Annotated in this window: 8 protein-coding genes; all 8 read left to right on the forward strand. The window is 39.7% G+C overall.

The genetic code is table 11. The features are described from left to right. The first annotated feature begins 7 nt into the window (after nucleotides 1-7). The 8 genes from HQN86_RS06345 to HQN86_RS06380 all read left to right on the forward strand — a co-directional run bounded on the left by HQN86_RS06345 (nucleotide 8) and on the right by HQN86_RS06380 (nucleotide 11,574). Nucleotides 8-2,767: a glycoside hydrolase family 2 protein gene (locus tag HQN86_RS06345; protein WP_172660155.1), complete on the forward strand. Its 2,760-nt coding sequence runs from the start codon at nucleotides 8-10 to the stop codon at nucleotides 2,765-2,767. 61 nt (nucleotides 2,768-2,828) lie between these two features. After that, nucleotides 2,829-3,851: a LacI family DNA-binding transcriptional regulator gene (locus HQN86_RS06350; protein WP_172660156.1), complete on the forward strand. Its 1,023-nt coding sequence runs from the start codon at nucleotides 2,829-2,831 to the stop codon at nucleotides 3,849-3,851. Continuing rightward, on the forward strand, nucleotides 3,848-4,846 hold the full coding sequence (locus tag HQN86_RS06355) for a beta-propeller domain-containing protein (protein WP_172660157.1): 999 nt from the start codon (nucleotides 3,848-3,850) through the stop codon (nucleotides 4,844-4,846). The genes HQN86_RS06350 and HQN86_RS06355 overlap by 4 nt, the downstream gene beginning before the upstream one ends. 121 nt (nucleotides 4,847-4,967) lie before the next feature. Then, nucleotides 4,968-5,165 carry a hypothetical protein gene (locus tag HQN86_RS06360; protein WP_172660158.1) on the forward strand — a complete coding sequence of 66 codons (198 nt, stop codon included), beginning with the start codon at nucleotides 4,968-4,970 and terminating at the stop codon, nucleotides 5,163-5,165. Further along, nucleotides 5,152-6,384, forward strand: a complete 1,233-nt coding sequence (gene fucP / locus HQN86_RS06365) for an L-fucose:H+ symporter permease (protein WP_172660159.1) — start codon at nucleotides 5,152-5,154, stop codon at nucleotides 6,382-6,384. The genes HQN86_RS06360 and fucP overlap by 14 nt, the downstream gene beginning before the upstream one ends. Then, entirely contained in the window at nucleotides 6,384-9,227 is a 2,844-nt protein-coding gene (locus HQN86_RS06370; protein WP_172660160.1) for a heparinase II/III domain-containing protein, read from the forward strand. The genes fucP and HQN86_RS06370 overlap by 1 nt, the downstream gene beginning before the upstream one ends. Nucleotides 9,228-9,245: 18 nt before the next feature. After that, nucleotides 9,246-10,262 (forward strand): LacI family DNA-binding transcriptional regulator, encoded by a 1,017-nt coding sequence (locus HQN86_RS06375; RefSeq protein ID WP_172660161.1) that lies wholly within the window; start codon nucleotides 9,246-9,248, stop codon nucleotides 10,260-10,262. A gap of 85 nt (nucleotides 10,263-10,347) precedes the next feature. Continuing rightward, on the forward strand, nucleotides 10,348-11,574 hold the full coding sequence (locus tag HQN86_RS06380; protein ID WP_172660162.1) for a glycoside hydrolase family 88 protein: 1,227 nt from the start codon (nucleotides 10,348-10,350) through the stop codon (nucleotides 11,572-11,574). The last annotated feature ends 82 nt before the right edge of the window (nucleotides 11,575-11,656 follow it).

Below are 11,656 nucleotides of genomic sequence, written 5' to 3' on the forward strand. Positions count from 1 at the left end.
GACAATCATGAAACGAATTATTTTCTGTGTCTTGTGCCTTGTTGGCTTAATCTCTGTTGGAGTTTTTGCGCAGCAAACCAAGATTGTTTATTTATCAGGAACTGATAAGGACAATACTGTTAAGTGGGAATTCTTTTGTACCAAGGGAATGAATAGCGGTAAATGGACTGAGATACCAGTTCCCTCTCAATGGGAACTACAGGGGTTTGGTGGTTACAATTATGGTCATGACAAGAAAAAATCGGATGAACAGGGTCTGTACCGCTATCATTTTAAAGCAGACAAATCCTGGGCTGATAAAGAGATTCAACTTGTTTTTGAAGGGGTGATGACTGATGCTGAAGTCAAAATTAACGGTCAGCTGGCTGGAGCGATACACCAGGGTAGTTTTTACCGTTTTAATTACCATGTAAATAATCTGTTAAAATTTGATGCCGATAATGTGTTGGAAGTAACCGTAAGTAAACAAAGTGCTGATCCTACAGTAAATGATGCTGAAAGAGAAGGCGATTTCTGGGTGTTTGGAGGTATTTTTCGCCCTGTTTACCTTAAGGTAATGCCTAAGTCGTTTATTAACCGTGTTGCAATTGATGCAAAGGCCGATGGGAATTTCGGAATAGATGTATTTACTGGCAATATAAAGTCTGGAGATAAAATATCCGTGCAATTGAAAACATTAAAAGGAGCTTCATTCGGAACTCCGTTAACTTACAGTGTATCTAATCCTGCAGATTCTATAAGGCTTGCCGGTAAGTTTACTAATCCTAGCCTCTGGAACCCTGAATTCCCAAATCTTTATACTGCTGATGTGAGCATAGTAAGAAATGGGGCCGTTGTTCATCTACTAAATCAACGCTTTGGATTCAGAACAGTAGAGGTAAGAAAGTCGGACGGTATTTATGTAAACGGCACTAAGATTTTAATAAAAGGGGTAGATCGTCACAGTTTCTGGCCGGAAAGCGGCAGAACACTAAGTAGAAAGATTCATCTTCAGGACATTATGCTCATGAAAGATATGAACATGAACGGTGTTCGTATGTCCCATTATCCGCCTGATGCCGAATTCTTAGACCTTTGCGATTCTATAGGATTATTTGTAATTGATGAACTAACCGGTTGGCAACAACACTACGGTACTCCCGTTGGGCGAAAGCTGGTTAAAGAATTGATAGTTCGTGACGTGAACCATCCAAGTGTTGTATTTTGGGCAAATGGAAATGAAGGAGGGTTTAATTTCGATTTGGATAACGACTATGCATTTTATGATCCGCAAAAACGGGTAGTGATTCATCCCTGGAGTAATTTTAACAACATAAACACTAAACACTATCCTGAATACAGTTACATCGAAAATGCCGCTAAAAAACAAGATATACTGCTTCATACTGAAATGATCCATGGTCTTTACGACGGAGGACATGGAGCAAGTCTGGATGATAACTGGAAGCTCATTCGTCAAAATCCGAGGCATGCAGGAGGCTTCCTGTGGGCACTAACCGATGAAGGAGTGGTTAGAAAAGATAAAAAAGACAGTCTGGATACCGATGGAAACCATGGGGCGGATGGTATTGTTGGTCCTCATCGCGAAAAAGAAGGAAGTTTCTATACCATCAAAGAGGTTTGGAGCCCGGTACAGCCAAAAAAACCGGATTTTACTTCACAAAACATAACTATTGAGCTAGAAAATAACTACTTGTACACCAATCTTTCTGATTGTAAGTTTAGCTGGCAACTGGTTAAATATCCTTTGGCAACAGATAAAAAAAGTGGATTTACCCAAATTTCTTCGGGCAAATTATCAGTTGCATTGGCACCGGGTAAAACAGATAATTTCAAACTAAACCTTTCTTCTAACTGGAAAGATGCAGATGCATTGCGGTTTACCGCTACAAACAGTCAAGGTCGAGAAATTTATACCTGGATTTGGCCTATTAAAACCACCGCTCAAATTGCACAGAAGAATTTGATTTCTATAGTCAAACAAAAAAGTAAAATTACCGATTCAGAAAAAGAGAATGAATATGTTGTGGTACAGAATGGTATAACATATACTTTTGATACGCAGACGGGTTATTTAAAAACTGTTGAAAATAGTAAAGGGGCAGTTTCCCTTGGTAATGGTCCTATCCTTGCAGGTGTAGATCAGACACTTCAGAGCTTTAAACATACTAAAACAGCAAATGGGGGAATCATAGTAGAAAGTTCTTACTCAGGTGAATCAACGCTGCATGCCAAATGGTTATTTGCTGCAGGAAAACCTGTAACTCTGGAGTACGATTATACACAAACAGGAACCGCAAATTTTTATGGGATCACTTTTAACATCGACGAATCTAAAATAAAAGGAATGCGATGGTTGGGCGATGGACCTTACAGAACCTGGAAAAACAGATTAAAAGGAGTGAGTACAAGCGTTTGGGAAAAGAGTTACAATAATACCATAACTGGCGAAACTTTTATTTACCCGGAATTTAAGGGCTATCATGCTAATCTATATTGGGCAGAAATACAAGCGGGGAGTTCTTCATTTAAGGTATATACTGATAAATCAGACTTGTTTCTGCAGATGCTGAAACCGGATAAGCAACGTACATCGTTCATCCCTCATGTAAACCCTCCTTTTCCAGAAGGAAACCTTGGATTTTTAAATGCAATAGCACCTATCGGGAATAAATTTAAGCAGGCAGATTCAATGGGACCACAAAGTCAAAAAAACATTGCGGTGGGTTCAAAGGTATCAGGAAAGCTTTGGTTCGACTTCAATTAGGTCGTTTAGGTAAGTGTAGGAGTTTTTTAGTACATTCATCATGTTTTAGCTTACGTGCTTTATGTATAAACCTATAACTTTAAAAGATATCGCAATAGCACTGGACCTTTCACCTTCAACGGTTTCCCGGGCGTTAAGGGATACTTACGACATTAGTGAAAAGACAAAAAAACTGGTGAATGACTATGCCACTCTTGTAAATTATCAATCCAACCCAATGGCGGCCGGACTAAGGAGTAAAAAAAGTAAATCTATTGGCATAGTTGTCCCTGATTTAGCAAATAGTTTCTTTTCACAAGCCATATCAGGAATTGAGTCAATAGCAGAAAAAGAGGGTTATCATACCATAATCTCGCAAACAAAAGATTCATATCACAAGGAAATCGAAGTGATTAACCATATGGCTAACCGCTATGTCGATGGTCTGATCATTACCATGTCTTCCGAAACAACTGAATATACACATCTACAGCAAATGCATAAAAGCGGTTTGCCCATTGTCTTCTTCGACAGGATTGTAGATGAAATAAATACTTATAAAGTAGTCTGTAATAATTTTGAAAGCTGCTATAAGGCCACTACGCAATTAATAGAAAATGGTAAAAGAAATATCGCTTTTCTAGCTAATGCACCACAATTGTCAATATCTAAAGAGCGGATAGGCGGATATAAAACAGCAATGACTGATCAGCTAATTTCATCGCGTGATGAACTGATCAAGTTCTGTCCTTCAGGGGGCAGCGATTATGAAGAAGTTGAACTGGCAATAAAACAATTGATGGCTTTAGACGAGAGCCCCGATGCAATATTTGTGGCGGGAGACAGGCTAAGCATGGCTTGCCTGAGAGCTGTAAAAAATTTAGGTATTAAAAGCGATGAACTGTCAATCATAGGTTTTTCGAATGTAGATATTATTGATTTGCTTCAAACCCCAATTTCTCATATCAGACAACGAGCTTTTGAAATGGGGCAAATATCTATGACCATGCTTTTAAAAATAATTGAGGCTAAATATCCCATCAATGACTTTGATACCAAAGTCATTGATGCTGATATATTCTGGGTAGAACATCTAAGCGTATGAAAAACAAACTTCAGTTAAAGTTCATGCTGATATTGGCATTGATGATTGGCATTGGTAAACAGACGATGGCTCAAACCGGCATCAGTCATATTTTAGCGCCAAAAGTTTTACCAGGAAAAGGACTTAAGCAATTCGATTTTTTTTATGCCGGTGAAGCCAAATCCCGCAATATGTATATTGTGCGTGGTGGTAAAATAACATGGTCTTATATAGATACACTGGGAAGAGGGGAAATTAGTGATGCAATATTAATGAAAAATGGAAATGTATTGTTTGCCCACCAATATGGCATTACTTTAATTAATTCCAATAAAGAAGTGCTTTGGAAGTATAATACACCAGAAGGGTTCGAAACCCATACAGCTCAGCTCATTGGCAAAACACACGTTGTATTTGTTCAAAATGGTAATCCGGCTAAAGTTTTGGTCATGAATATCAGCAGTAACAAGATTGAAAAAGAGTTTAAATTACCTTTTAAAAGTGGTACTCATGGTCAAATCAGACATGCCAGATTAACAAAAGAAGGAACCATTCTGGTTGCTCATATGGACTTGGGTAAGGTTTGTGAGTATGACATCAATGGCAAGGAACTTTTATCACTTGAGGTTCCCAGTGTTTGGTCGGCCGTACAGTTAAAAAATGGTAATATACTGGTCACCAGTAATAATCGGTTTGTTCGGGAAATCACCCGTAGCGGGAAGATCGTTTGGGAGTACATTTTAGACGAAATATCCGATTATAAGGTTTCATCACCACAAATTGCAACACGTTTGCCAAATGGCAATACACTTATAAATAACTGGTTTAATCAATGGGATAGTAAATTAGACCCCGAAAATGCACCGGTTCAGGCTATCGAAGTTACGCCAGCTAAAAAAATTGTGTGGGCGCTCCACTCATGGGCAGCACCTGTAAATCTGGGTCCGTCAACTACCATCCAGTTACTTAATGATACCGGTTCACTGGAAAAGTTTCATTTTGGTGAAATAAGATAAAGATGTTTAAAATGAAAGCCCCATTCGAATGATTGGGGCTTTTTTTACGCATAAAATTATTTTCATTGAATTTAATTGCAATTCTAAGAGTATGGGATCGGATTCTTTCTGTCTTGATTGTATGGAGGAAAAGAAACCAAAAAAAGATGATTGTGAGGAAGAAGGGCCTTTATCCTTTAGAGTTGAAAAAGTTTCTCCACAAAAAATAAAGGAACACTGGCAAAAAATAGCGAATAGAATTAATGGAATACCCAAGACGGCTCCCGATGCTGGTATTCCAAATAACAAAGATAATCCCAATAAAAATGATACCTACTAAAGCTTCCTTTACGGATAAGAAATATCTGGTTACCCTTTTTTTTGTCACCTCTCTTTTTATGTTATGGGGCATCGCCATTACCATGGCCGATGTTTTAAATAAACATTTTCAGCATGTACTGAGCTTGAGCAGATCGCAATCGGCCTTTGTACAATTTGCCGTGTTTGGCGCCTATGCGGTGATGGGAATTCCTGCCGGCTTGTTTATGAAACGATATGGTTATAAAAACGGAGTATTACTTGGTTTATCACTTTTTGCAGCAGGTGCCTTTCTTTTTGTTCCTGCTGCTTATACCTCCTCATTTGCTTTTTTTGGTCTTGCCTTGTTTATCCTGGGTTGTGGCTTATCAACGCTCGAAACTGTAGCACACCCTTTTGTAGCTGCACTAGGAGACCAGCGCACAAGTGATCAAAGGATTAATTTTGCCCAATCTTTTAATGCAGTGGGCGCAATGCTGGGACCATTGATCGGCTCTTATTTTTTACTAAGAAACAACACGCCGGGAAGCACAGACCTAACTTCAGTAAGGATTTTATATCTGGTAATAGGGGGAGTGATTGTATTGATTGCCATTTCTTTTGCAATGGTTAAGGTAAAAGATACCACTGATCCACATGCCGTGCTGGCAGATGAAGCAGCTGTGAATGTTGATGCTGCACCTGATAAAAAACTTTTTGAACACAAGCATTTTGTATGGGCGGTGATTGCACAATTTTTCAATGTGGCGGCGCAGGCTGGAACCTGGGCATTTTTTATCAACTACGGACATGAAAAAATGGGATTCAGCGATGAAAAAGCCGGAAATTATATGGTCTTGTTTATGGGGTTAATGCTTCTAGGTCGCTTCACAGGTACCTTTTTAATGCGGGTAATTGCACCAAATAAGCTGTTGGCGGCTTTTGCCCTGTGGAATGTGTTAATGTGTATTATCGTAGCACAAGGATTGGGCTGGCCTTCTTATGTAGCCTTGCTGATGATCAATTTCTTTTTTAGCATCATGTTTCCTACTATTTTCAGTCTTGGAATCAAGAATCTAGGCGCCCACACCCAGCAGGCTTCCTCATTCATTTCTATGGGAGTTGTGGGAGGGGCCTTTTTTCCATTCATTATGGGAAGAATGGCAGACCATTTTGGAGTGGCTCATGCGTATTATGCACCCATTGCCTGTTACCTGGTGATTTTCTTTTTCGGAGCTAGATTTTATAAAGTAAAACATTAATGAAACGAAAGATAGTAAGTGTGTTCTTGTCAGGCCTTTTTTGGGTTGGTATGGCAAGGGCTCAGCACATCAAAATACCTTCTTTAACCCATACTGAACACCCAAGACTGCTCACCGATGCGAAAACGGGAAAAGCACGACTGGCCACATTGATTAGTCGTGAAGATTGGGCAAAAACTACATATGAGAAAATTACTGCTGAGGTAAGTCCTTACGTTGATCGGCATCAACAAGACAGCACCTGGATGGTTTCCCGCCTGCAGATGTACTGGAATACCCATTCAACAGATGTTTTCATAAAAAATGGCGCTTATGCCTATGCAACAGGAAAAGCGCCGGTCCCAACAGTACGGTTTACCGGTACCAGAGATGTTGTCAGTCAGTATATGCGGCCTAAACTGGAAGATATTAAACCCTACATGGATCAGGATGGCAAGGTCTATTTTCAAAGCAAGGGATCCGGACAGGACTGGGAATGGGTAGATCAGTCTAAAACAGGCAGAAGTATTGAATCGATAAATATTGAAATCATCAATAAGGCAAGAGATGCGGCAATGATTTACTGGCATACCGGATCAGAAAAATATGGAAAATTCGCTTACGATCTTTTCAATACCTATATGACCGGAATGTATTACCGGAATGAACCAATAGACCTGAACAAAGGGCATGATCAGACTTTGGTAGGTTTGTCGTCATTTGAAGTAATTCATGAAGACATGCTGGAGCCTTTAACTGCATGCTATGATTTTTTGCATGGCTACATTCAAAAAAAACACCCCAAACAATTGCCTTTGTATGCAGAAACATTTAAGAGATGGGCGGATATTGTTATTAAAAACGGTGTGCCTTTCAATAATTGGAACCTGATAGAGGCAAGGTTTGTTGCCTGCATCGCCCTGATACTTGAAAATGATCAGGTTTATCCGGATAAAAAAGGTTGTGGGTACTATCTGGATCAGATTTTGAATCAAACTCATACACGGCAATGGGCTCTTACCGATATTTTAAAGAAAGGCTATGATCCCAAGACGGGAATATGGGCCGAATCTCCGGGCTATTCGGTAAATGTTTTGGCTGATTTTACGGGTTTTGTAAACTTCTTTGATAGAACCATGAAAATGGATCTCTTACCTGAACTGCCTGTGCTTAGTCAGGCAGTTTCTGCACAGCCACAATACTTATTTCCCAATGGGTCTATCGTTGGATTTGGGGACACTCATTATGGGCCAATCCGCATGGAACCCATGGAAGATCTGATCAGGAATGCCAGGTTGCATGGAAAAAAACAACAGGAATTATATTATACACGTTTGTTAAAAACAATGCAGAATCTGCGACAAAAGGAGGAATCAGGTTTGCCAAAGTTAAGGACTGGTTTTATGTCTTTGTTTAGTAATCCACCTTTAACGCTTAGTGAATCGGTAGCAACTGGTTTACCAGAGGATTATATGACTGCCACTTTTTGGGCGCCTAATGTAGCCTGGATGGTACAGCGCAATGGTATTGATCCGCACCATGGCCTAATGATCTCTCAGGCCGGTTCAGGCGGAAATCATGCGCATGCGAACGGAATTGCGATGGAATTATATGGGAAAGGCTTGATACTTGCTCCTGAAGGGGGAATTGGAGGTAGTTATTTTCAATCCGATTATGCAGAATATTACTCTCAGTTCCCGGCACACAATACTGTAGTGGTAGATGGCATTTCATCATACCCTACTATGAAAAGTAACCATTTTCTTAAACTACAGGGTGCTTATCCGGAACCGGGTATAAAACAGGGATACTTTAAGGATGTTACTTATTCGAATTTACTGTTTCTGGAACCAGAGACCAATTCTAACCAGAACAGGCTAATGAGCATTGTACGAACCAGTGACTCTAGTGGGTATTATGTTGATGTTTTCCGGTCGGCTAAAAAAAATGGAGGTGATAAGTATCATGATTATATCTATCATAATCTAGGGCAGCGACTTAGTCTTACTGATGCCTTAAAAAAGCCATTGCCCTTAAAGGCTACTGATAAGCTGACCTTTGCCAATGAGGAGCTGATGGGTTATGATTATTGGTACGATAAGCAGTCTGTCGTTTCATCAGGCGATTTCAATGGCAGGTTTGAGCTAGATATTCCTGGAAGGGCAGGAGTATATATGAACATGTGGATGAAAGGATATCCGGATCGTGAGATTTTCAGCGTGAAAGCACCACCCTCAAAATCCTGGAGAAAAGATCAGTTGATACCTGATAGTATTGCCAACTTGCCTTTACCTACTGTTGTGGTACGTCAGAATGGAGCGGCATGGGAGCGCCCCTTTGTAGCAGTTTACGAGCCTGCCGAAGGTAATACTGGAGGAGATATTGCCAGGATCTCTTCATTTGCAGGGGTAGGAAATGATTCTTCTTTTGCGGGAATCCAGGTTGAAAGTAAAAATGGAATGATCGATTATATTTTTGCAGGGGCAGCGGCCGAAAGCATTAAATATCAGGATATACAGTTTAAAGGTACTTATGGAATGGCGAGAGCTAAAGCTGATGGATTAGTGTTTTTGTTTCTTACTGATGGGAATGAACTCTCAAAATCTGGATATGGTCTGTTCGCCGGTAAAAGTGCTTCGGCAGTGTTGTCTTTTAAAGACAAACAGATTTTTTTCAGCTCATCCGCCGAAATCAATCTAACACTTCCCGACGTTTACCTTAGCGATAAAGAAGTTTCAATAAGCTTTACCATTGAAGGAAAGCTGAAAAGAATAATAGGTAATAGATTGGAAAACAATGGAACAAAGGTTGTTTCTTTTATGATGCCGGCTTTGAATCTCACCGAAATTGCTATTAAACAGTAATACCAATATCTTTAGGTTATGACAAAGAAACTATCCATAAGAGATATTGCGGACGAACTAAACATATCCAAGACCACAGTATCTCTTATTTTAAATGGTAAGGCAAAGGAAAACAGGATCAGCGATGTGCTGATCGAGCGGGTGGTAAATCATGTGGAGAGGAGGGATTATAAGCCTAACCAGCTTGCAAAAAGCCTTAGCACCGGTAAAACCATGATTATTGGTCTCATGGTCGAAAAAATTTCTGATTATTTCTTTGCGCAGGTAGCTTATCATATCGAAGAGCTGGCTTATCAGAATGGTTATAAGATCATTTATTGCAGTACAGATAATGATGCTCGCAAAACCAGAGAACTCATTAATCTTTTTCGTGAAAGACATGTAGATGGATATATCATTACACCTCCGGCCGGCATTGAGCAGGATATCCAGGCATTGATTGATGAAGGTTTGCCTGTTGTACTTTTTGATAGGTATTTCGAAGAAGTAAATAGCAGCTATGTGATTCTTGACAATTATAAGGCAAGCTTCGATGCAGTAATGTACCTGATTAACAGTGGTCACGAAAATATTGCCTTCGTTGAACTTGATTCCGATCAGAGTCAGATGCTCGATCGGCGAAAGGGATACCTGGATGCCCTGGCAGTGAAAGGCCTTAAGCCGCTGTTGTTAAAAATACCGTTCTCCAGTACAATGGACCAAAAGGCAGCGAGGCTGGTCAACTCTATCAGGAATAATAATCAGCCAGAGGCTATTTTCTTTGCCACAAATTACCTGGCCTTTAGCGGAATAAAAGCACTTAATCAGTTAAATCTTAATATTCCAGGTGATGTGGCCATCGTTGCTTTTGATGATCATCAGGTCTTTGATATTTACGCTCCAACCATAACGGCAGTAGCACAGCCGATTTCAGAACTGGCAAGTCAATCCATCCGCATATTGCTGGATATGCTGGATCCTAAAAAAAATGCTCAGTTTCCTCAAAAGATAGTTGTCCAATCAGCATTCATCGTTCGTGATTCGACTAAAAAATAGCAAAGCAGTGTATTCCTTGTAATTAGAATTTTCTAAAATTTATTTATTTCTGAGTATAACTGATAAATTTAAGTGTCACTAGTGTATGGCGACAATAAATACTTTCAGAAATCTTTTTTTCACAGTGGTAGTTGTTCTTGGCAGCAAGATCAGTTTTGGGCAGTTGAACGCCAGGCAATCCATTGCCTATTGCGCTTCACAAATCCATAAAACGCTTAGTCAGCTTCCTGCAGATAGTGTGAAAAATATACCAAGAAGTATTCTTTCTGGTCAGCAGCAATGGCAGTTCATTAACTATCAGGACTGGTGTAGTGGTTTCTGGCCCGGAATACTTTGGTATGCTTATGAAGGTACACATGATCAGAAATTTAAAACCCAGACCGATAAATTTTCGCGCGAGCTTACACCACTTTCTACGATGAAGGCATTTGATCATGACCTCGGTTTTCAGATTTTTAACAGCTTTGGAAATGGTTATCGATTAACAAAGAATCCTGACTATAAAAAGATCATACTCGCCTCTGCTGATACTTTGGCAACCCTGTTCAATCCAAAGGTAGGCACTATTTTATCCTGGCCACGACCAGTTTCCAATATGGAATGGCCACAGCATAATACTATAATTGATAACATGATCAACCTGGAAATGTTATTCTGGGCCTCAAAAAATGGAGGTGATAAAAGGCTCTATGATATCGCTGTATCACACGCCAAAACCACTATGAAAAATCATTTCAGACCGGATTATACTTCTTATCACGCAGTGGTTTACGATAAAGAAACCGGTAAAAAAATAAAAGGTGTAACCCATCAGGGGTATGAAGATGATTCCATGTGGGCAAGAGGGCAATCATGGGCTATATATGGATATACTATGTGTTACAGGGAAACCAAAGACCCTTTATTTTTAGATTTTGCTCAGAAAGTGACTGATGTTTACTTGCAGCGATTGCCTGCCGATCTGATTCCTTATTGGGATTTCAGTGATCCTGCTATTCCAAAAGCCCCAAGAGATGCTTCTGCAGCAGCTGTTGTTTCTTCAGCTTTACTGGAACTTTCAACGTTTACCAAGGATAAAATTAAGGCAAACACCTATAGGGATAAAGCAGAGCAAATGCTAACTTCTTTATCATCAGTACAGTACCAGAGCAGACAAAAGAATAGTGCTTTTCTTTTACATTCAACGGGACATAAACCCAACGGATCTGAAGTTGATGCTTCTATTATATATGCAGATTATTATTATCTTGAAGCCTTATTGAGGCTTCAAAGGCTTCAAAAGGGCTTAAATCTTAGGAATGCCTTGAAATAAAAGCGTTTACAGAACTGCTTTTATTTGAAAAGTATTAGCCGGATGCAGATATAATCTGCCTATTTTAGGCTACTGAATTAAT

This window comes from Pedobacter panaciterrae, assembly GCF_013204795.1.
In the GTDB taxonomy this organism is placed as follows: domain Bacteria; phylum Bacteroidota; class Bacteroidia; order Sphingobacteriales; family Sphingobacteriaceae; genus Pedobacter; species Pedobacter panaciterrae.